A 22,393-nucleotide genomic window follows, 5' to 3' on the forward strand; every position below is an offset into this window, starting at 1 on the left:
AAGCCAACCACAGCCAGTACAGTTCACTCATCACTCAGCCTGGCGCAATCGCTTATAGAGGGTATTGCGGCTAACCCCCAACCGCCGGGCCAGATGCGAAATATTCCCCCCAGCCGCGCGCAACTGCCGATTCAAATCCTCGACATCATTCAAATCCACCGCCAGCGTTTCAGGCGAATCCACCGGTTCCATCTCCAGATCGACAAAAAAATCATCCGGCAAATGCTCCGGCCGTACCGGCTGCTCTTCGGCCATGGCCAGCGCCACCTGCATCACGCTGCTGACCTGACGCAAATTCCCCGGCCACGGATGACGGCCGAACAGCTCCAGCACTTCACGGCTCAACCCGGCCCATTGCGATGGCTCCCGGTGCTGCTCCCACAAACGTTTGAACAAGGCCTGCTTGTCACTGCGTTCGCGCAGGGGCGGTAATTCCAGGGTCAAGCCGCCGATCCGGTAATACAGGTCTTCGCGAAACCGACCGAGTTGCACTTGCTCACGCAACGCACGGTTGGTCGCTGAAATAATCCGGATATCGACCGGGAACAGCTCGCTGCTGCCCACCGGTTGCACGCAACGTTCCTGCAATACCCTCAACAACCGGGCTTGAGTCGGCAGCGGCATGTCGCCGATTTCATCAAGGAACAGGGTGCCCTTATCCGCCTTACGGATCAGTCCGATGCTGCCTTTCTGGTTGGCGCCGGTGAATGCGCCTTTCTCGTAGCCAAATAACTCGGATTCCACCAGTTCGGCGGGGATCGCTGCACAGTTGACGGCAATGAACGGTTGTTTGCTGCGCGAGCTGGCCTGGTGCAAGGCTTTGACGAAGACTTCCTTGCCGACCCCGGTTTCGCCGTGAATCAACAGCGGAATGTCTTTCTCCAGCAGGCGTTCAGCCTGACGCACGGCTTTTTCCACGCGGCTGTCGCCGAAGTGCAGGGTGTTGAGGCTGATCGTTTCGGGAGCCGCCACGACCACTGGCTCCGCAAACAGCCGCGGTTGAATCGGCACCTGTTTCGGCCGCCTCAGCAGGCACTGGAAGCGGTTGCGCCCCGAGGCTTGCAGGGCGAACGGCAAACCGTCGGGCTGGTTCAGTAATTCCAGCAGCGACACCTTGAACAGGCTTTCGACGCTGACCCGCGACAGGCTGATGCCCAGCAGATTGTCGGCGCGGCGGTTGGCGGACAGTACCTGGCCGGTCTCGTCGAAGATCAACAACCCGGCCCACTGGCTGTCGAGGTTGTTCAACCCGGTGTTGAAGGTCAGTTGAAAATGTTGGCCATGGAACAGGTTGAGAATCAGCCGGTTTTCCACGGTCTGGCTCATCATCTTGACCATGCCGAGGGTGTGGGACGGTGGCAGGTAGCTGTCGCTGGACACGTCCAGCACCGCGATCACCTTGCGCTCGGCATCGAAAATCGGCGCGGCGGAACCGGTCATGAAGCGGTTGGCTTTCAGAAAGTGTTCATCGTGTTCGATGTGCACGGCCTGCTCGCAGGCGAGGGCGGTGCCGATGGCGTTGGTGCCGCTGCAACGCTCCATCCAGCTGGCGCCGGCGCTGAAACCACGGGTCAGGCTCGGCTCGATAAAGCGCTGGGTGCCCCACGACGTCAGGACTTGGCCTTGATTGTCGGCGAGCATGATCAGGCAATTGGAATTGCTCAGGATGTTTTCGTAATACGGCAGGACTTCCTGATGCGTGGTCTGCACCAGGGAGTGCTGGCTCTCCAGCAATTGGGCGATGCCTTCGGCCGGCAGTTGATCGAATGCCGGGGCGCTCTGGTGGTTGAGGCCGAAGGCGCGGCAACGCTTCCAGGAGTCCTGAATGACGGCGTCGTGGGAGAGCGGCGAGGCGGGTGCGGCCATGGCAGTCGATCTCTGAGCAAGCTTTTATTGTTTTTATGATTGGTTTTGCTGCACAAACCCCGGGGTGGCGACGAACTCCATGTGGGAGCGAGCCTGCTCGCGAATGCGATACAACATTCAACATTTATATCGACTGACACACCGCCTTCGCGAGCAGGCTCGCTCCCACAGGTTTAGCGACGTTGCGCATCTGCGGGTGGGGCAAAAACATCCGTAGAGTGTTGTTCACGATTGTTCATTGTCAACCGCCGGATTGTTCAGTTGTTCAGTTCAGGCTGTTCATTTTTGTTCAGCAACGAAAGCGTTCACCCTGCTCATACAAAGATTTTCAAGTCGGATCAATGGCTTGCAATTTCTGGCACGAAACTCGCTCTGTAGCTCCGGTCGCTTGACTCCAAATAATAAAAAAGGCCGAGCCATGTCATTAACCCTGGAGCACGTCAGCCGCACCGTCGAGGGCCAGACCTGGATCGACGATGCCTGCCTGAGTTTTGAACCCGGATCCTTCAACGTTTTGCTCGGTCGCACGCTGTCCGGCAAAACCAGTCTGATGCGCCTGATGGCCGGGCTGGACAAGCCCGACAGCGGCCGCATCCTCATGAACGGCGTCGACGTCACCCAGCGCCCGGTGCGCCTGCGCAACGTGTCGATGGTCTATCAGCAGTTCATCAATTACCCGACCATGACCGTCTTCGAGAACATTGCCTCGCCGTTGCGCCAGGGCGGTGTGTCCAACGAACTGATCCAGAGCAAAGTGCTGGAAACCGCGAAGATGCTGCGCATCGAGAAGTTCCTCCAGCGCCATCCCCTTGAACTCTCCGGCGGCCAGCAACAGCGCACGGCCATGGCCCGCGCACTGGTCAAGGACGCCGAGCTGATCCTGTTCGACGAGCCGCTGGTCAACCTCGATTACAAGCTGCGCGAAGAACTGCGCCAGGAAATGCGCGAGCTGTTCAAGGCGCGACACACCATCGCCATCTACGCCACCACCGAACCCAACGAAGCCCTGGCACTGGGCGGCACCACGACCATTCTTCACGAAGGTCGGGTGATCCAGAGCGGCAAGTCGTCCGAGGTCTATCACCAGCCGCAAAGCGTGCTCGCGGCAGAGCTGTTCTCCGAGCCGCCGATCAACCTGATGCCGGGACGGATTGCCGGCAACGAAGTCAGCTTCGCCAACTTCGTGCACTTCCCGTTGAACGTGGATTTGCGGCCGGTTGGCGAGGGCGAGTTCCGCTTTGGCGTGCGGCCAAGCCACATTTCGCTGGTGCCGAGCAACGACGATGACCTGGAACTGGCCGTGACCGTCGAGGTCGCCGAGATCAGCGGTTCGGAAACTTTCCTGCACGTGCGCAACGAGCATTTCCTGTTGGTGCTGCACTTGCCTGGTGTTCACGAATACGACGTCGACGCGCCGATCCGCATCTATATCCCGACCCATAAACTGTTTGTGTTCGATGCGCAGGGACGTCTGGTCCAGGCGCCCGGTCGCCGTATTGCGAGGGTTGCCTGATGGCTGAAATCCGTTTGCAGAACCTCGCCCACAGTTACACCAAAACCCCGTCCGGCCCCGAGGATTACGCGATCCGCGAGATGGACCACATCTGGGAGCAGGGCGGCGCCTATGCGTTGCTTGGGCCTTCGGGGTGCGGCAAGTCGACCTTGCTCAACATCATTTCCGGGCTGCTCAGCCCCTCGCAGGGGCATGTGTTGTTCGACGGCAAAGCGGTCAACGACCTGACGCCGGAGAAGCGCAACATTGCCCAGGTTTTTCAATTCCCGGTGGTCTACGACACCATGACCGTGTTCGATAACCTGGCGTTTCCGCTGCGTAATCAGGGCATGGCCGAGGCGAGAATTCACACCAAGGTGCAGGAAATTGCCGAGGTCCTTGACCTGCAGGCACTGCTGAGCAAAAAGGCCAGCAACCTCACCGCCGACGAAAAGCAGAAAGTCTCCATGGGCCGTGGGCTGGTGCGTGATGACGTCTCGGCGATCCTGTTCGATGAACCGCTGACCGTGATCGACCCGCACCTGAAGTGGAAGCTGCGACGCAAGCTCAAGCAGATCCACGAGCAGTTCAACATCACCATGGTCTACGTCACCCACGATCAGCTGGAGGCTTCGACCTTCGCCGACAAGATCGCGGTGATGTACGGAGGGCAGATCGTGCAATTCGGCACGCCGCGAGAACTGTTCGAACGGCCGAGCCACACCTTTGTCGGCTACTTCATTGGCAGCCCGGGGATGAACCTGATCGAGGTCACGCCGCAACCGGGAGGCGTGGGGTTCGCCTCGACGCACCTGCCGCTGTCCGAGGCGCAACAGCAGCGCATCGCCGAGTCCGAGTGGAAAACCCTGAAAGTCGGTATCCGCCCGGAGTTCGTCCACGTGTGGGAAGAACCCTTTGATGACGCAATGCAGGCACAGGTCGTACACATCGAAGACCTTGGCACCTACAAAATCTTGACCCTGAACCTCGACGGCGCGCCGCTGAAAGTGCGCCTGGCCGAAGACAAACCGGTGCCGGAAGGCACGGCGTACATCAGTTTTCCGGCGCAGTGGTTGATGGTCTATGCCGATGAATATCTGCTGCCAGCGCAAGCCAATAACGGAGTGCAGCCATGAACAAGGTGCAAAACAACAAGGCCTGGTGGCTGGTGTTGCCGGTGTTCCTGCTGGTGGCCTTCAGTGCGGTGATCCCGATGATGACGGTGGTCAACTATTCGGTGCAGGATATCTTCGACCAGTCCAGCCGCTACTTCGTCGGCGCCGACTGGTACAAGCAAGTGCTGCTCGATCCGCGCCTGCATGACTCTCTTTTGCGGCAGTTCATCTACTCCGCTTGCGTGCTGTTGATCGAAATCCCGCTGGGCATCGCCATCGCCCTGACCATGCCGACCAAGGGGCGCTGGTCGTCGCTGGTGCTGATCATCCTGGCCATTCCGCTGCTGATTCCCTGGAACGTGGTCGGCACCATCTGGCAGATTTTCGGCCGCGCCGACATCGGCCTGTTGGGTTCGAGCCTGAATGCGATGGGCATCAACTATAACTATGCATCGAACACCATGGACGCCTGGGTCACGGTGCTGGTGATGGACGTGTGGCACTGGACGTCGCTGGTGGCGTTGCTGTGTTTCTCCGGGTTGCGAGCGATTCCGGACGTGTATTACCAGGCGGCACGGATTGATCGGGCCTCGGCCTGGGCAGTGTTCCGGCACATTCAGTTGCCCAAGCTGAAAAGCGTGCTGCTGATCGCGGTGATGCTGCGCTTCATGGACAGTTTCATGATCTACACCGAGCCGTTCGTGCTGACCGGTGGCGGGCCGGGGAATGCCACGACGTTCCTCAGTCAGACGTTGACCCAGATGGCCGTAGGGCAATTCGACCTGGGACCGGCAGCGGCGTTTTCGCTGGTGTACTTCCTGATCATCCTGTTGGTGTCCTGGCTGTTCTACACCGCCATGACTCACTCTGACGCCAACCGCTGAGGCCCATCATGAGCAAGAGAAAACTCATCCCGCTGCTGATCTACATCCTGTTCCTGCTGGTGCCGATCTACTGGTTGCTGAACATGTCGTTCAAGAGCAACACCGAAATCCTCGGCGGCCTGACGCTGTTTCCCTCGGACTTCACCTTGCATAACTACAAGGTGATTTTCACCGATCCGAGCTGGTATACCGGTTATCTCAACTCGCTGTACTACGTGAGCCTGAACACGGTGATTTCCCTGAGCGTGGCGCTGCCGGCGGCGTATGCGTTTTCGCGCTATCGCTTCCTCGGCGACAAGCACCTGTTCTTCTGGCTGCTGACCAATCGCATGGCGCCACCGGCAGTGTTCCTGCTGCCGTTCTTCCAGCTGTATTCCTCAATTGGATTGTTCGACACGCACATCGCCGTGGCCTTGGCTCATTGCCTGTTTAACGTGCCGTTGGCGGTGTGGATTCTTGAAGGCTTCATGTCCGGTGTTCCGAAGGAAATCGACGAAACCGCCTACATCGACGGCTACAGTTTTCCCAAGTTTTTCGTGAAGATTTTCATCCCGCTGATCGGCTCCGGGATCGGTGTCACGGCGTTTTTCTGCTTCATGTTTTCCTGGGTCGAGTTGCTCTTGGCGCGCACGCTGACGTCGGTCAACGCCAAGCCGATTGCGGCGGTGATGACGCGTACCGTCTCGGCGTCCGGCATCGATTGGGGCGTGCTGGCGGCGGCGGGGGTGTTGACCATCCTGCCGGGCATGCTGGTGATCTGGTTTGTTCGCAACCACGTGGCCAAGGGCTTTGCCCTCGGCCGGGTATGAGGAGCTGATGATGGAATGGATGAGTTGGACGGTCCCCACCGCGGCGTTCTTCATTGTCATTGGCCTGATTCTGGTGGGCATGACGACCTGGGAGTTGCGTTCGCCGAGCATTCTTCGGCGGGGTTTGTTGCCGATTGCCACCACCCGTGGCGATCGGCTGTTTATCGGTCTTCTCGGCAGCGCCTACCTGCATTTGCTGGTAATCGGCGTGACCGACTGGAGCATCTGGGTAGCGTCCGCGTTGTCCCTGGTGTGGCTGTTGGCTGTGATGCGTTGGGGCTAGTCGAATCGCTCGGCAATGTTGCTCCGAAAATCAAACAGGAGGTCTCTATGTTCGACAAAAACAATAAGCTGCGACATAGCATTTCATTGGCAGCCATGCTGGCACTCAGTGGGTTGAGCGCTGCGGCCTGGGCCGACGCCTATGAAGACGCTGCGAAGAAATGGATTGGCGCCGAGTTCAAACCGTCCACCCTGACGGCCGACCAGCAGCTCGCGGAATTGAAGTGGTTCATCAAGGCGGCCGAGCCGTTTCGCGGGATGGACATCAAAGTCGTATCGGAAACCCTGACTACCCACGAATACGAGTCCAAGGTGCTGGCCAAGGCCTTTACCGAGATCACCGGGATCAAGGTGACCCACGACTTGCTGCAAGAAGGCGACGTGGTGGAAAAACTGCAGACCGTGATGCAGTCGGACAAGAGCATCTATGACGGCTGGGTCAACGACTCGGACCTGATCGGTACGCACTTTCGCTATGGCAAGACCGAGTCGATCACCGACTTGATGGCCAACGAAGGCAAGGCGTATACCTCGCCAACCCTGGACATCAAGGACTTCATCGGCATTTCCTTCACCACCGCGCCGGACGGCAAGATCTATCAGCTGCCTGACCAGCAGTTCGCCAACCTGTACTGGTTCCGCGCCGACTGGTTTGAACGTGCGGACCTGAAAGCCAAGTTCAAGGAGAAGTACGGCTACGAATTGGGCGTGCCGGTGAACTGGTCGGCCTATGAAGACATCGCCAAATTCTTCAGCGAAGACGTCAAGGAAATCGACGGCAAGCGGGTTTACGGGCACATGGACTACGGCAAGAAAGACCCGTCGCTGGGCTGGCGCTTCACCGATGCCTGGTTCTCCATGGCCGGTGGTGGCGACAAAGGCCTGCCGAACGGTTTGCCGGTGGACGAGTGGGGCATTCGCGTCGAGGATTGCCACCCGGTGGGTTCCAGCGTGACCCGCGGTGGCGACACCAACGGCCCGGCGGCAGTCTTTGCCACCCAGAAATACGTCGACTGGCTCAAAGCCTATGCACCACCGGAAGCGGCGGGCATGACCTTCTCCGAGTCGGGGCCGGTACCGTCTCAGGGCAACATCGCCCAACAGATCTTCTGGTACACCGCGTTCACCGCCGACATGACCAAACCGGGCCTGCCGGTGGTCAACGCCGATGGCACGCCGAAGTGGCGCATGGCGCCATCGCCGCGTGGTCCGTATTGGGAAGAGGGCATGAAACTCGGGTATCAGGACGTGGGTTCGTGGACGTTCATGAAGTCCACGCCTGAGAAACAGAAACTGGCGGCGTGGCTGTATGCGCAGTTTGTGACCTCGAAAACCGTGTCGCTGAAGAAAACCATCGTCGGCCTGACGCCGATCCGCGAGTCGGACATCAACTCGCAAGCGATGACCGACCTGGCACCGAAACTCGGTGGTCTGGTCGAGTTCTACCGCAGCCCGGCGCGTGTGCAATGGACCCCGACCGGGACCAACGTGCCGGACTATCCGCGTCTGGCGCAACTGTGGTGGAGCCACATCGCCGAAGCGGCGAGCGGCGAGAAAACCCCGCAAGAGGCATTGGACGGTCTGGCCAAGGATCAGGACGCGATCATGTCCCGTCTGGAACGCTCGAAAGCGCAAACCACTTGCGCCCCGAAAATGAACCCCGAGCGCGATGCGCAATACTGGTTCGATCAACCGGGCGCACCGAAGCCTAAGCTGGCGAACGAGAAGCCGAAAGGCGAAACCGTGAACTACAACGAACTGCTGAAATCGTGGGCGGATGCGCGTAAGTAAGCCTCTTTACTGAGCAAAACGAACGGCACCGAAAGGTGCCGTTTTTGTTTGTGCCTGATAAACCGCTATCGAGAGCAGGCTCACTCCCACATTGGGCCGAGGTGACATCCGATTTTGTGTACGACACAAATCCCCTGTGGGAGCGAGCCTGCTCGCGAAGGCGGCGGCCCCGACAGCGAAAATCTCAAGCCTGATACCTCAGGGCGCCACACCCTCAATCGCAGGAAACTCCAACCGAAACACCGTCATCACTCCCGGCAGGCTCTTAACCTCTGCCACACCCTGATGCAGGCTCATGATCGAGCGCACGATGGCCAGGCCCAGTCCGGTGCTGCCCTGGGCGCGGCAGCGGCTGCTGTCGACGCGGTAAAAACGGTCGAAAAGATGCGGCAGATGCTGCGCTTCGATGCCCGCGCCGGGGTTGCTGACCAGCAGGGAAACCTGCGTCGCGCCTTGTTCAATCAATAGCGAAACCGTTTGCCCGGCCGGGCAGTGGCGCAGGGCGTTGGACAGCAGGTTCGAGATCGCCCGCTGGATCATCAACCGGTCGCCCGTCACCCGGGCACTGCCCACCACCGTCAAATGAACCTGCTTGTCCTGTGCGGACAGGGAAAACAGGTCGGCGACTTTCAGGGCTTCATCTTCCAGCGCAATCAGCTCGAAAGGCGTCAGCGCCGCCGGGTGGCTGACCTGCGCCAGAAACAGCATGTCCGAGACAATCCGCGCAAGGCGATCCAGTTCTTCGGTACACGACACCAACACGTCTTTGTACTCATCCGTCGTGCGTTCACGAGAGAGTGTCACCTGTGCCTTGCCCATCAGGTTGTTGATCGGCGAGCGCAGCTCGTGGGCCAGATCATCGGAGAACTGCGACAACTGCTGCACGCCGCTGTCGAGGCGATGCAGCATGAAATTGATGCCCTGCGCCAGTTCACTGAGTTCCTGCGGCATGTTCACCACCGAGAGTCGATGGTCGAGGTCTTGCGTCGACACCATCTCCGCCACTTTGCGAAACTCGCGCATCGGTGCCAGGCCACGCTGCACGGCCGCCCAGGCACAGAGGCCGATGAGGATCAGCAGCAACGGCAGCGCCATCAGCGTCGTGCGCAGATAGGCACTGAGCAACGCCTGATCGTGGGCATTGTCCATCGACAGCAGTACCGGGACGCTGGTGCCGTCCTTCAGGCGGATCAATCGGGAGGCCGTCAGAAACTTTATGCCTTGGGCGTCGGTGCTGGCGGAGTAAGCCAACTGATCGGTGGCCCTGCGCACGGCCTTCAGTTCGACGCGCGGATCGGCCATGCCGCTGCCGGACTTCAACAGCGGTGAACGCAGGTTCGAGCGGTCGTAAATTGTCAGCGTCAGGTTGTCATGGCCCATGACCTGATCGAGCAGAATGTGTGGTTTTCCACTGACTTCATTGGCATCGATGTACATCGACAGGCTGTGTTCCACCTGCGCCATTTTCTTTTCCAGACTGTCCCGGGAGAGCGAATTCAGCTCATGGGTCAGGGCGAAATACGCGAAGATCGCCAGAAACACCACCAACAATGCCCCGAGAATACTCACCGTCAGACCGAGGCGCAGCGACAGGCTCACCGGCTTCATTCCCGCGCCTCCAGCACATAGCCGACACCGCGCAGGGTATGGATCAACTTGTTGTCGAAGGGGTCGTCGATTTTCGCCCGCAAGCGCCGGATCGAGACTTCGACCACGTTGGTGTCGCAGTCGAAGTTCATGTCCCACACCAGCGAAATGATCTGGGTGCGGGTGAGCACCTCGCCGGACTGGCGCATCAACAGATGCAGCAGCGCGAACTCCTTGGTGGTCAGGTCGATGCGTTGTTCGCCGCGAAAGGCGCGGTGGCGCCCCGGGTCGAGTTCCAGGTCGGCGACTTTGAGCACCTGTGGCACCGGGATGTTTTCGCTGCGGCGCATCAAGGTGCGTACCCGCGCCAACAATTCCGGAAACTCGAACGGCTTGACCAGATAGTCATCGGCACCCAGGTCCAGGCCACGAATCTTGTCGGCCAGCCGACCGCGCGCGGTCAACATCATCACCCGGGTGGAGCGGGTACGACGCAGTTGTTCAAGTACGCCCCAGCCGTCCAGTTCGGGCAGATTCACGTCCAGGATCACCAGGTCATAAACCTGTTGTTGGGCCAGATGCAGTCCATCGGCACCCGTTGCCGCGTGGTCAACGATATAACCACTTTCCGTCAGTCCCTGATGTAAGTATTCGGCACTTTTAAGCTCGTCCTCGACGATAAGGATTCGCATGATCAATCACCACTTCTATTTAACGGATATGTAACTAAGTTGGTCGGGAAAGTTGTTGTTTTTGTAAGGGCTCCGGACGGGATTCAATAACGGCTAACTGTGTGGGGTCTGTATTTTCTTTCAGCGGTTCTCCGTGTCAAGGCGTGCAAGGTAAAGGTTGTAGTGGCTACAGGGTCAACCGAAAACGTCGGTGCTGAGCCTTTAAACCGGCCATCTGCGACGGCTTGTCGCAGTGGGTGCGGCAAAAAGTTCATCCGTCGCATGAGAACTGAATTCGGACAAGTACTGTTCGGCGGATAACCACAGAGCATTTGTTTCTATGTATTGCGATTCTGGGTTTGTACTTCACATGCTAGAGCAAAACAACTTGTCGGCGCCGTGTATAACGGATTTGTAATGTTCCAGTCACCTTGTCGATAAGTTCAAAACATTACCGTGGCCGCATCGAAGTTTCTTGATTTAAAGAAGGAAGTACTCCATTGCCCGGTTTAAGAGAACTGACGGCGCGATCACGCCTGAAAAAAACGCGACGGGTGGTGAGTGCCACCTGTTTTTTATTGTTGGCCGGTCCTGGTTTCGCAGCGGTCTCGCCCGGCTCGACGCTGACGCTGGATCAGGCCCTGCAAACGGCATTCGCCGGTAACCCCGACCTGGCGGCAGCGCAGTGGGAAATCGGCATCGCCCAAGGGGATCGACAGCAGGCCGGTCTGATACCCAACCCTGAAGTGTCGTGGGAGGCCGAAGACACCCGGCGCGAATCGCGTACCACCACGGTGATGCTCAGCCAGCCGATTGAACTGGGCGGCAAGCGCGGCGCACGTATCGAAGTTGCCAGCCGTGCGCAGGACGCCGCCGGCATCGAGCTGGAACGCCAGCGCAATGCCTTGCGCGCCGATGTGATCCAGGCGTTTACCGGCGCACAGACTGCCCAGCAGCGGTTGCAGTTGTCCCGTCAGTCGCTGCAACTGGCCGAGCACGGTGTGCGCGTGGCGCAAGGGCGTATCGAGGCGGGCAAATCGTCACCGGTCGAAGGCACGCGGGCGCAGGTGCAACTGTCGGAAGTGCGCCTGGAGTTGAGCCGGTCCGAACGCGACCAGAGCAATGCCTATCAGCAATTGGCGCAGGTCATGGGCTCACCGTTGCCGACCTCGGTCAATGTGCAGGCCGCACCTCAAGGCATGCTGGCCGTACCGCCGCCGACCCGGTTGCTCGAGCGCCTGAACGAAACCGCCGAGCTGCGGTTGGCCACATTGCAGATCGATCAGCGCGAGGCTTCTTTGGGGCTGGAGAAAGCGCAGCGAATGCCGGATCTGACTGTCAGTGTCGGCAGCCAGTACAGCGAAACGGAGCGCGAGCGGGTGAACGTGGTGGGGCTGTCGATGCCGATTCCGCTGTTCAACCGCAATCAAGGCAACGTCCTGGCCGCGGCGCGGCGCGCTGATCAGGCGCGGGACCTGCGCAATGCCACCGAGCTGCGCTTGCGCACGCAAATCCAGACCACCCTGGAGCAATGGCAGACCGCCAACGGCGAGGTCAAAGCGCTCAACCAGACCATCCTGCCCGCCGCGCAAAGTGCTGTGGACAGCGCCACCCGCGGGTTCGAAATGGGCAAGTTCGGCTTCCTCGACGTGCTCGATGCCCAGCGCACCCTGATCAGCGCCCGCACCCAGTACATACAGGCCGTTGCCGAGGCGACGGACGCGCGGGTGCGCATCGAACGGATTTTTGGCGATCTCGCCGTCAGCCCTTGAATTTCACCTTTTACCTGACTGCGCGATGGCCTGACGCAGAGGAGTTTCCATGGATAAAAAACTGATCGTTGTCGCTGCGGCGACGTTGGCACTGGGCATTGGCATCGGTTCGATGTGGACGGGTAATTCCACCATCGACGCCCATGCCGATGAGGCGGCGGAGCATGCCGACCACGCTGAAGCAGGCGCCACTGCCAACGGCGAGCATGCCGAAGGCGAAGAAGGGCACCTGACGTTGAGCGCCGAGCAGATTGCTATAGCGGGCATTCAATTGGCCGAAGCCGGGGCGCAGAACATCAGCCTCGGTTTGTCGTTTCCCGGCGAAGTGCGCTTCGACGAGGACCGTACCGCCCACATCGTGCCGCGCGTGCCGGGAGTGGTCGAGTCGGTGTCGGTCAATCTCGGGCAGCCGGTGAAAAAGGGGCAGTTGCTGGCGGTGATCGCCAGTCAGCAGATCTCCGATCAGCGCAGCGAACAAGCTGCCGCACAGCGACGCCTGACCTTGGCGCGTACCACTTACGAGCGAGAAAAGCAGTTGTGGCAGGACAAGATTTCCGCCGAACAGGATTTCCTTCAGGCTCGCCAGGCGCTGGAGGAAGCCGAAATCGCCCTGAACAATGCCCGGCAGAAAATCAGCGTGCTCAGCGGCAGCGTGGTCGCCACCGGCGGCAATCGCTATGAATTGCGCGCGCCATTCGACGGCGTGGTAGTGGAAAAACACCTGACGCCGGGGGAGGTGGTTGACGAAACCACGGCGGCTTTCACGCTTTCGGATCTGTCGCGGGTGTGGGTGACCTTCGGCGTGTCGCCCAAGGACCTGAACAAGGTGCAAGTGGGCAAAACAGTCACCGTCAGCGCCCCGGAACTGAACGCCGAAGTCGTCGGCACCGTGGCTTACGTCGGCAGCTTGCTCGGCGAACAGACGCGCACCGCGACGGTTCGCGTGACCCTGGAAAACCCGCAAGGCTCGTGGCGTCCGGGGCTGTTCGTCGCTGCCCGGGTCGCCACCGACAGCCGCCAGGCCAAGGTCGCCGTTCCCGAAACCGCGATCCAGACGGTCGAGGACAAACCCACGGTGTTCGTGCGCACCGACGATGGCTTCAAGGCGCAAGCGGTGGAGTTGGGCAGTCGCGCGGCCGGCCAGGTGGAAATCACCCAAGGGCTGGAGCCTGGCGCGCAAGTCGCTGCTGCCGGCAGCTTCGTCCTCAAATCGGAACTGGGCAAAGCCTCGGCAGAGCACGCTCACTAAAACCGCTCACTGAAGACTCCCACCGATACGCCCCCTCGACGAGAAGGTTCTCATGTTCGAACGCCTGATCCAGTTTGCCATCGAGCAGCGCATCATTGTGCTGCTCGCCGTTTTGCTCATGGCCGGCCTCGGCATCGCCAGTTATCAAAAACTGCCGATCGACGCCGTGCCGGATATCACCAACGTCCAGGTGCAAATCAACACCGGCGCCGCCGGGTTCTCGCCGCTGGAAACCGAGCAGCGCATCACCTTTCCGATTGAAACCGCGATGGCCGGTTTGCCGGCGCTGGAGCAGACGCGTTCGCTGTCGCGTTCCGGTCTGTCGCAGGTCACGGTGATCTTCAAGGACGGCACCGACCTGTTCTTCGCCCGGCAACTGGTCAACGAGCGCTTGCAGATCGCCAAGGAGCAATTGCCCGAGGGCGCGGAGGCGGTGATGGGACCGATTTCCACCGGCCTCGGCGAGATTTTCCTGTGGACGGTGGAAGCGCAGGACGGTGCGCTGAAGGACGACGGCACGCCGTACACACCCACCGATCTGCGGGTGATTCAGGACTGGATCATCAAGCCGCAATTGCGCAACGTCCAGGGGGTCGCCGAGATCAACACCATCGGCGGTTTCGCCAAGGAATACCAGATCGCACCCGACCCGAAACGGTTGGCGGCATATAAGTTGACCCTCACCGATCTGGTCACGGCGCTGGAGCGCAATAACGCCAACGTCGGCGCCGGTTACATCGAGCGCAGCGGCGAGCAGTTGCTGATTCGTGCGCCGGGGCAGGTGGCTAGCACCGAGGACATCGCCAACATTGTCATGGCCAACGTCGACGGCACGCCGATCCGGGTGAAGAACGTCGCGACCGTGGAAATCGGCCGCGAACTGCGCAGTGGTGCCGCCACCGAAAACGGCCGCGAAGTGGTGCTGGGCACGGTGTTCATGCTGATCGGTGAAAACAGCCGCACCGTCTCGCAAGCGGTTGCCGGCAAGCTCGAACAGATCAATAAATCCTTGCCCAAAGGCGTGATCGCGGTGCCGGTGTACGACCGCACGCACCTGGTCGACAAAGCCATTGCCACGGTGAAGAAGAACCTGGTGGAAGGCGCGATTCTGGTGATCGCGATTCTGTTCCTGTTTCTCGGCAACATCCGTGCGGCGCTGATTACCGCGATGGTGATTCCGCTCTCGATGCTCTTCACCTTCACCGGCATGTTCAGCAACAAGGTCAGTGCCAACCTGATGAGCCTCGGCGCGCTGGACTTCGGGATCATCGTCGACGGCGCCGTGGTGATCGTCGAAAACACCCTGCGACGGCTGGCCCATGCGCAGCAGCATCACGGGCGACTGCTGACCCGTTCCGAACGGTTTCACGAAGTGTTTGCAGCCGCCAAAGAAGCGCGGCGTCCGCTGATTTTCGGCCAGTTGATCATCATGGTCGTGTACCTGCCGATCTTCGCCTTGAGCGGTGTCGAAGGGAAAATGTTCCACCCGATGGCGTTCACGGTGGTCATCGCGCTGTTGGGGGCCATGTTGTTGTCGGTGACGTTTGTTCCGGCGGCCATTGCGCTGTTCGTGACCGGCAAGGTCAAGGAAGAGGAGGGTGCGGTCATGCGCGGCGCGCGCCAGATTTATGCGCCGGCGTTGGCCTGGGTAATGAGCCATCGGGCGCTGGCCGTGGGGATGGCACTGGGCGTGATTGCGCTCAGCGGCGTGATGACCAGTCGCATGGGCAGCGAGTTTGTGCCCAGCCTCAGTGAAGGCGACTTTGCCCTGCAAGCCCTGCGCGTGCCGGGCACCAGCCTGACCCAGTCGGTCGACATGCAACAGCGTCTGGAAACCCTGATCCTCGACAAGGTGCCCGAAGTCGAGCGCGTGTTCGCCCGCACCGGCACCGCCGAAATCGCCTCCGACCCGATGCCGCCAAACATCTCCGACAGCTACGTGATGCTCAAGCCGAAAGAGCAGTGGCCGGACCCGGACAAGTCCCGCGAAACCCTGATGGCCGAACTGCAACAAGCCGCCGCGACGTTGCCGGGCAGCAACTATGAACTGTCGCAGCCGATCCAGTTGCGCTTCAACGAGCTGATCTCCGGCGTGCGCAGCGACGTGGCGGTCAAGGTGTTCGGCGACGACATGGACGTGCTCAACGCCACGGCGGCGAAGGTCGCCGCAGCCCTGCAGAAGGTCGATGGCGCTTCCGAGGTCAAGGTTGAACAAACCACCGGCCTGCCGGTGCTGACCATCAACATCGACCGCGACAAGGCCGCGCGTTATGGCCTCAACGTGGGCGATGTGCAAGACACCATTGCGGTGGCGGTCGGCGGGCGCAAGGCCGGGACGCTGTACGAAGGCGACCGGCGTTTCGACATGGTGGTGCGCCTGTCCGATGCCATGCGCCAGGACATCGATGGCCTGTCGGCGCTGCTGATTCCGGTACCGGCGCCGGTCAATGGCGCTGCCGGCCAGATTGGCTTCATCGCGCTCAAGGACGTCGCCAGCCTCGACCTGGTACTCGGGCCCAATCAGGTCAGCCGCGAAAACGGCAAGCGACTGGTGATTGTCAGCGCCAACGTGCGTGGGCGCGACATTGGTTCGTTCGTTAAAGAGGCCGGCGAAGTGATCGAGCGCGATGTCCAGGTTCCGGCGGGCTACTGGACCAGTTGGGGCGGGCAGTTCGAGCAGTTGCAGTCGGCGGCCAGGCGCTTGCAGATCGTGGTGCCGGTGGCGCTGCTGTTGGTGTTCGGCTTGTTGTTCATGATGTTCAACAACCTCAAGGACGGGCTGCTGGTGTTTACCGGGATTCCGTTTGCCTTGACCGGTGGAGTCATGGCGTTGTGGCTGCGGGACATCCCGCTGTCGATCTCGGCAGGTGTCGGATTCATTGCGCTGTCGGGGGTGGCGGTGCTCAACGGCCTGGTAATGATCTCGTTCATCCGCAATTTGCGCGAGGAGGGGCGTTCGCTGTCCGATGCGATCAACGTAGGGGCGCTCACGCGGTTGCGGCCGGTGTTGATGACGGCGCTGGTGGCGTCCCTGGGCTTTATTCCAATGGCGCTGGCAACCGGCACCGGGGCGGAGGTGCAGCGTCCGCTGGCGACGGTGGTGATCGGCGGGATTGTGTCCTCGACCATCCTCACGTTGCTGATCTTGCCGGCGCTGTATCAGCTCGCCCATCGACGAGACGAAGACACTGTCCCAACCCAATAGGTGATCCCATGTGGGAGCGAGCCTGCTCGCGAAGGCGGACTGTCTGTCGGTAATGATTCTGACTGATGCACCGCTTTCGCGAGCAGGCTCGCTCCCACCCTTTTTTCTGGCACATAACGGATATGTAATGTGCGCGCCACCGTCACGAAAGGTTCGGATTGTTACCTTGATCCCGTTAGTTAATTAAACGAGGAATCAAAGATGAAACTTGTACAGGTGGGTGCGTTTGCAGCGGCATTGGTGATGTCTTCTGTGGTCATGGCGGCCGGTGGCGGCGACAAGACATTCGCAAGAATGATGGCGGCCAAAGACCGATCCGTAGAACTGTTCGTCGCCAAGGAGCAGGCCCGCGACCCGGTCGTCGTCAATGAAAAGAAGGACGATAAGACTAAAAATTTGTAAGCGTGCCGCACTTGGACAAGCCCGTCATCGAATTCCGGTGGTGGGCTTTTTTATGAAGGTAATGAACATGAAATTGATCAAGGTGATGACATTCGCCGGCGTGATGGCGATGTCCCTGAATGTAATGGCTGAGGGCGGCGGTGATCGTACGTTTGAACGTGCGCTCAGCGCCAATTCCAAAGCCATGGAGCAGTACGCCGCCAACCAGGGTAAAGCTGCGCCGGTGGTGAAGGATTATGCGTACGGGATGAAGCTGGACGTGGTGAAAGTGGTCAGCGTGGTGCGCCCGCAAGCGGCTTGCGCTGCGGTGCCGGCCGCAATGACTTATGAAGACTCCAAGGGCCAGCTCAACACTATCCGATACACCGTGGCTGGGGATTGTCGTCAGCGTGGTGGGTGAGCCTTGCAGTGCGTATTTCAATTCGCGGGGCGTGCCCGCGATAGCGGTGGGTCAGTCGATGAAGAGGCTGAATGGGCCGGCCTCTTCGCGAGCAGGCTCGCTCCCACAGTATTTCTGGGGTGCCTGCTGACTCTGCGTACACCGCTAGATCCTGTGGGAGCCGGGCTTGCCCGCGATAGCGGTAGGCCAGTCAAAGAAGATGCTGAATGAGCCCACCAAACCCGGGCACAAAAAAAGGCGTCCAAAAGGACGCCAAAAAATTCACCTCTTACCAAAGGAGCCAGGAGCTTCTAAAGGTGAATGCGTATAACCCGTGAAGTCAGAGAATCGCCAGCGGGTACTCGATAATCACCCGCACTTCATCCAGATCCGATTCATACGCGGTAGCGCGGGTATTGGCCTGGCGAAGGCGCAACGACAGGTCTTTCAGCGAGCCCGTCTGCACCACGTATTTGACTTCGATGTCGCGTTCCCAGCGCTTCTGGTCGGTCAGCGGATTGCCCTCGGCATCGCGGCGCATGTACACGGCGTTGGCGTTGGAATAGTCGGCGTCGGTGCCACGGGCGTAGCGGGTCATGAACGACAATCCCGGCACGCCAAAGGTCGTCATGTCGAGGTCGTAACGCACCATCCACGAACGTTCTTTCGGCGAGTTGAAGTCGCTGTACTGGATGGAGTTGTCGAGGAAGATCGAGTCGGACTGGCGCAGGTAGTCGAAGTCGTCATTACCGTTGTTGCGCTGGTGCGACAACGCCACGGAATGCGCGCCGAGTTTCACGCCGACCCGACCGCTCCAGATGTTGTTGTCGAACTGGCCGAGCAACTGTTTGCCTTCATCGACCGCCTTGTAATAGTTAAGGCCGCCAAACAACGACAGGTCGTCCGACAGCGGATACGTCCACGCGGTGCCGGCGTAATACTGATTCCAGGCATCCTTGAGACGGCTGGAATACAGGCTGAAGCGGAGGTTCTTGTTCAGCGCATAGTCGCCGCCTCCGTAGGCGATCCACGGCGAATTGACCGGACCGGCGTAAAACGTCGCGAAGTTTTCGCGCAGGTCGCTGGACACTGGTTGACTCATCGCATGCAGGCGTCCGCCCTGAACCGACAATCCCTCGAGGCTGGTGTTGGTCGCCGTGACGCCCCGAAAGCTTTCCGGCAGCAATCGAGAGTCACCTGCCGCGACGACCGGGGTGGCGGGGAACACATCACCGACCTTGACCACCGTATCGAAGGCGCGGATTTTGGCGGCGCCACCGACCTTGGTGTATTCATCCGGCGCTTCGCCTTCACTGTTGACCGGCAGCACGTCGAACGAACTGCGACCACCGTTGCGGCCGTCACCGGTATCGAGCTTCAGGCCAATCATGGCAAACGCATCAACACCAACCCCGACGGTGCCTTGGGTAAACCCGGACTCGAACTTGCTGATGATGGCCTGGGCCCAGGCCTCGGAATAACCATTGCCGGTAGGGCTCGACTGGCCATGACGGTAATCACGATTGAAGTAGAAGTTGCGGTTGAGCATCGTCAGGCTGCTGCCTTCGATAAACCCCTCGGCTTTATCCTCCGCCAGGACCATGGACGGCCCTGAGCCGACCACTACAGCCAAAGCGGCCATCGACATTTTTGTATTGTTAACCATCAATCACTCCTTGGGATCGGCAGAACGGGAACGTGCTTCGGCGTGGGTTTTATTGTTCGACGGGCATAGTCCCGCCGGCATGGTCGCCGGGTGACATCGTTGCAAGCTGCGGATAACGTCAAGGTGATGAGGGAATTACAATTTCGTCATGTCGGAGTTGCCTGCGCATAAGCGCGTTTCAACGACAGGCGCACGGTTTTTAATACCGGCAACTCGAACGCGTTGTGCCCGGCGTGTAGCAGGCGGCAGTGAATGGGCTGGCGCTCGCGCAACCAGCGCAGGCTGGCCAGGCCGAAGGTGTCTTTGATGCCTTGTATCGCCAGGGTGTCGGCGTTGAGCGAGAGGTTTTCGTCTTCCACGCTGAAGAAGTACCGGTTGACGTGGTAGTGCAATTCCAGACGGATACTGCGCACGGCTTCGTCGTCAACGAAGTCTTCGAGTGCGCCAGGGGGCATCGATTGTCCGTTCACATGCAACGCCGCCCGCGACCAGTGAAGCGCCGCATGACGCTGCTGTATTGAACAGCCGTTGTTCAGGGCTTGGTAAATCGCCGCGGCACTGGCGGCGCAGGTTCCATCGGGCATTGCCGACAAGCCGTCACTCAAGGCTTTATCGTAGGCAGTTACATTGGCCGCAAACGGCACGAACACAGAGACCAGCGTGGTTTTCAGAACAGCCTCGGGATAACGTTGCTGGTATTGGATAGCCAGCCAGCTCCCCCAGGAGACACCGAACAAGCTGATTTTTTCGAAGCCCAGGTGCCGGCGCAGGGCGTCGATGTCTTCGACGCAAAGCCAGGTGTTGTTGTGCTGGAGTTCGCCTTGGGGAATGGAGCGTCCGCAGCCACGCTGGTCGAACAGAATGATGTCGAAACAGCGCTCATCGAAAAACTCCAGGTGATGGCGGTTGCTGCGACCACCCGGTCCGCCATGCAGGAAAAATATCGGTTCGCTACCTGGGGTACCGTATCGCTCCCAATAGAGATGATGGCCGTCGTCTGTCGGGTAGTAGCCATTCCTGACCATCAGAGGGGCTTCCTCAGCCTGTAGAACTGAAACAGTTCTGTGTGGCCAGGACGGGCCGCAACGCAGGACATCAGCTCAAGTTTGAGCAACTGCGCCATGTAAGGCACGGCGATCAGCACCGGCGTATGGCCGAAAAGAAGAATTGTGCCTCCCGGCTTAACGCAGGCCGCCAAATCGTGGAACGCTTTGCGTGCGTCCGTGCGCGTCATCACTTCGGCATTCAGGAAACGCAGTATCAGCACATCGCATTTGATGCCGGCAGTTGCGATGTCGCGGGCGTCGGCAAAGTAGAACCGGACGGGTGACGTGCCGTGACGCTGTTTGGCATGTTCGATCATCGAAGCTGAGCGATCAGAGCCCAGACACTGACGGTCAGGGAGCTCGGCGGCCAGATGCGCGATGAATTCACCCGTCGAACACGCCGGGTCAAGGATCACCGAGTCGGGATCTGACAGGGTCTTGAGCAGGCATGCACAATGCTCGCGAAAGTGTGTTTCGTCGGCATTCAACTGTGTGGCGAGGGACTCGTTGCACTGCCAATAATCGGGCGGGCATACAGATTCAAGACCGCTGTCATCCATGGCCGGAAACGGGAAGCGCACTTCGCCGTCAGATTGCACCAATGCGTTGGCAAACGCCGTTTCCTTCTCCTGCAAAGACGCCGCGCGGAAATAGATCACTGCGCCTTGATTGCCCCAATGCCATTCAGCCAACGGTCCGAGCAGCATCCAGGGCTTGAGCAGGCTGCTGATGTACCAGCCGTCAGTGGCGTGCTGTTGCAGGACTTTGCGACCGATCCAATCGCTGCCGTTCACGCGCAAAACGAACAGATGATGCAGGCCCGGGCCGAAGGGTTCGATGTGGACATCGAGTTCGCCTGGCATAGCCTTGCGATCGGTGAAGGAATGAGTGAGGTGCTGCTCTCGACGGAAGGCAGCGGTCATGCTGCCACTTCCTGATGCTTTTGCAGGCGCCGTCCGCGTGCCTGCGGGATCACCACATTGCCGCTGGATACCACGAAAAACCGTTCCAGCCCCGGAATGACCACATTCACCAGCGTGGTCCCCAGTGGGGTCTGATGCAGCCGGTGTACCCCCAGCGTGCGCCCATGCCGCTGCAGGTCTTCGGCCAGCAGATTGATTTGCTCCGCCAACGGACGCTCATTGACTGCGTCGGGTAACTGCACCGTGAGTTGCTTGCACAGGGTCAGCAGTGGATACAGATCGAATTGCAGGCAGCGAAGCAGGCGCGGAAATGGGCTCAAGTGCCGTTGCGCGTTACTCAGGAAATACTGCAGTTCCGGTTCCGAGGCGGTGTGATGCAACTGGACGAGTTCGGTCAACGCCCGCCACGCGCCATGTCGGGGGCTGATCGAACAACCGCTCCCGAACACGTTGGGATGGACGGCAGGTTCGGTAGAGAACGCCAGGAACGTGTGTGGCAGGAATTCGGTGCTGATGTCGATCAAGGCGATTTCTGCTCCGATCTCAGTCTCGGCATCCCGCCATAATCGGCCCAGTTCTTCGTCATCCGCCACTCGAGCGACCCGGCGCAGCGCCGGCTGGTTTTCGTAGTAGAAATGCTCCAGCAGAAACAATGAGACTGCATCGCGTTCGATGCATTCATTGGCTGCATGCAAGACGGCTTCGTTGTAACTGGCGCCAATAGCCGTTCCGCTGTTAGATGCGTAACGTCGTAATACGCCATAGTGTGTTGTGTCTTGTTTCAGTGGGCTGGATGAGTATCCGGGCGAGCATAAAGCAACCGGGTAATAAAATGAAGTGTGTTTGAAAACATCCGTATAAGTTCTGCAGGCTGTCAATGTGTCGTCTTGTTCGATGAGGGGAGAAAGAACAGAGTCGTCGATAAATAGTGTCGAGTCAGAAAAGTAACGCGGGTGTATGCAGTCAATATCGGACGTATTGAAATGATCGCTTAAATAATGCTCCAGTGTTTCGTACAGCGCTCCAACATGGGCGTGAGGGTGATAACCCTTGCCCGCCCCACGAGCGATGCCGCGCTGGTTGCCGGAACTGGCGGAAACCTGCACCGCGACGATCTGTTGGCCCATTACGCGGGGCTCGGCGTGAAGTCCCAAACTCTCCAGTTCCGCGTAAATCCGCTGTTCGGCCTGTGCAAGGGTGAGGTCTCGTTCTGCAGGTGTGAAACTGTCCATGGTTTGCTCCTTGAAAAACGGG

Annotated in this window: 18 protein-coding genes; 11 read left to right on the forward strand and 7 right to left on the reverse strand. The window is 59.6% G+C overall.

All coding sequences use genetic code 11. The annotated features are described in order from the left end of the window. Positions 1-30 precede the first annotated feature (30 nt). Positions 31-1,866, reverse strand: coding sequence for a sigma-54-dependent Fis family transcriptional regulator (locus tag AC07N8_RS21050; protein WP_493145374.1), 1,836 nt, complete (start codon positions 1,864-1,866; stop codon positions 31-33). A gap of 418 nt (positions 1,867-2,284) precedes the next feature. On the opposite strand from AC07N8_RS21050, the gene AC07N8_RS21055 reads away from it, so the two are divergent. The 6 genes from AC07N8_RS21055 to AC07N8_RS21080 are packed head-to-tail and all read left to right on the forward strand — an operon-like array spanning position 2,285 to position 8,239. Continuing rightward, positions 2,285-3,379 carry an ABC transporter ATP-binding protein gene (locus AC07N8_RS21055; RefSeq protein WP_027925087.1) on the forward strand — a complete coding sequence of 365 codons (1,095 nt, stop codon included), beginning with the start codon at positions 2,285-2,287 and terminating at the stop codon, positions 3,377-3,379. Continuing rightward, positions 3,379-4,494: an ABC transporter ATP-binding protein gene (locus tag AC07N8_RS21060; protein WP_483842741.1), complete on the forward strand. Its 1,116-nt coding sequence runs from the start codon at positions 3,379-3,381 to the stop codon at positions 4,492-4,494. Before AC07N8_RS21055 ends, AC07N8_RS21060 begins: the two co-directional genes overlap by 1 nt. Beyond that, a complete protein-coding gene (locus AC07N8_RS21065) occupies positions 4,491-5,357 on the forward strand; it encodes a carbohydrate ABC transporter permease (protein WP_027925089.1) in 867 nt (288 codons plus the stop codon). Before AC07N8_RS21060 ends, AC07N8_RS21065 begins: the two co-directional genes overlap by 4 nt. An 8-nt stretch (positions 5,358-5,365) precedes the next feature. Continuing rightward, positions 5,366-6,166 carry a carbohydrate ABC transporter permease gene (locus tag AC07N8_RS21070; RefSeq protein WP_027925090.1) on the forward strand — a complete coding sequence of 267 codons (801 nt, stop codon included), beginning with the start codon at positions 5,366-5,368 and terminating at the stop codon, positions 6,164-6,166. 10 nt (positions 6,167-6,176) lie between these two features. Further along, positions 6,177-6,449 carry a DUF2160 domain-containing protein gene (locus AC07N8_RS21075; protein ID WP_027925091.1) on the forward strand — a complete coding sequence of 91 codons (273 nt, stop codon included), beginning with the start codon at positions 6,177-6,179 and terminating at the stop codon, positions 6,447-6,449. 47 nt (positions 6,450-6,496) lie between these two features. Continuing rightward, complete coding sequence (locus tag AC07N8_RS21080) at positions 6,497-8,239, forward strand: ABC transporter substrate-binding protein (protein WP_483842742.1); 1,743 nt, start codon at positions 6,497-6,499, stop codon at positions 8,237-8,239. 198 nt (positions 8,240-8,437) lie between these two features. Here the strand turns inward: AC07N8_RS21080 and AC07N8_RS21085 are convergent, their stop codons facing one another. After that, positions 8,438-9,847 carry a heavy metal sensor histidine kinase gene (locus AC07N8_RS21085; protein WP_493145379.1) on the reverse strand — a complete coding sequence of 470 codons (1,410 nt, stop codon included), beginning with the start codon at positions 9,845-9,847 and terminating at the stop codon, positions 8,438-8,440. Continuing rightward, positions 9,844-10,518, reverse strand: coding sequence for a heavy metal response regulator transcription factor (locus AC07N8_RS21090; RefSeq protein WP_493145381.1), 675 nt, complete (start codon positions 10,516-10,518; stop codon positions 9,844-9,846). Before AC07N8_RS21090 ends, AC07N8_RS21085 begins: the two co-directional genes overlap by 4 nt. A gap of 479 nt (positions 10,519-10,997) precedes the next feature. On the opposite strand from AC07N8_RS21090, the gene AC07N8_RS21095 reads away from it, so the two are divergent. The 5 genes from AC07N8_RS21095 to AC07N8_RS21115 all read left to right on the forward strand — a co-directional run bounded on the left by AC07N8_RS21095 (position 10,998) and on the right by AC07N8_RS21115 (position 17,525). After that, positions 10,998-12,269: a TolC family protein gene (locus tag AC07N8_RS21095; RefSeq protein ID WP_493145383.1), complete on the forward strand. Its 1,272-nt coding sequence runs from the start codon at positions 10,998-11,000 to the stop codon at positions 12,267-12,269. 49 nt (positions 12,270-12,318) lie between these two features. Then, positions 12,319-13,518: an efflux RND transporter periplasmic adaptor subunit gene (locus AC07N8_RS21100; RefSeq protein WP_483842746.1), complete on the forward strand. Its 1,200-nt coding sequence runs from the start codon at positions 12,319-12,321 to the stop codon at positions 13,516-13,518. A 52-nt stretch (positions 13,519-13,570) separates the two neighbouring features. Continuing rightward, positions 13,571-16,723, forward strand: coding sequence for a CusA/CzcA family heavy metal efflux RND transporter (locus AC07N8_RS21105; RefSeq protein ID WP_483842747.1), 3,153 nt, complete (start codon positions 13,571-13,573; stop codon positions 16,721-16,723). A 201-nt stretch (positions 16,724-16,924) separates the two neighbouring features. Further along, positions 16,925-17,125: a co-regulatory protein PtrA N-terminal domain-containing protein gene (locus AC07N8_RS21110; RefSeq protein ID WP_483842748.1), complete on the forward strand. Its 201-nt coding sequence runs from the start codon at positions 16,925-16,927 to the stop codon at positions 17,123-17,125. A gap of 67 nt (positions 17,126-17,192) precedes the next feature. Beyond that, positions 17,193-17,525 (forward strand): DUF2790 domain-containing protein, encoded by a 333-nt coding sequence (locus AC07N8_RS21115; protein WP_493145386.1) that lies wholly within the window; start codon positions 17,193-17,195, stop codon positions 17,523-17,525. Between the two features lie 319 nt (positions 17,526-17,844). Here AC07N8_RS21115 and AC07N8_RS21120 read toward each other — a convergent pair whose 3' ends face one another. The 4 genes from AC07N8_RS21120 to AC07N8_RS21135 form a co-directional block, all read right to left on the reverse strand. Next, on the reverse strand, positions 17,845-19,170 hold the full coding sequence (locus tag AC07N8_RS21120; RefSeq protein WP_493145388.1) for an OprD family porin: 1,326 nt from the start codon (positions 19,168-19,170) through the stop codon (positions 17,845-17,847). A 146-nt stretch (positions 19,171-19,316) separates the two neighbouring features. Then, entirely contained in the window at positions 19,317-20,195 is an 879-nt protein-coding gene (locus AC07N8_RS21125; protein ID WP_493145390.1) for an alpha/beta fold hydrolase, read from the reverse strand. Beyond that, positions 20,195-21,139, reverse strand: a complete 945-nt coding sequence (locus AC07N8_RS21130; RefSeq protein WP_493145392.1) for a class I SAM-dependent methyltransferase — start codon at positions 21,137-21,139, stop codon at positions 20,195-20,197. The genes AC07N8_RS21125 and AC07N8_RS21130 overlap by 1 nt, the downstream gene beginning before the upstream one ends. After that, positions 21,136-22,371, reverse strand: coding sequence for a YcaO-like family protein (locus AC07N8_RS21135; RefSeq protein WP_493145396.1), 1,236 nt, complete (start codon positions 22,369-22,371; stop codon positions 21,136-21,138). Before AC07N8_RS21135 ends, AC07N8_RS21130 begins: the two co-directional genes overlap by 4 nt. Positions 22,372-22,393 lie beyond the last annotated feature (22 nt).

Source organism: Pseudomonas sp. GW821-FHT10C09, from assembly GCF_059415465.1.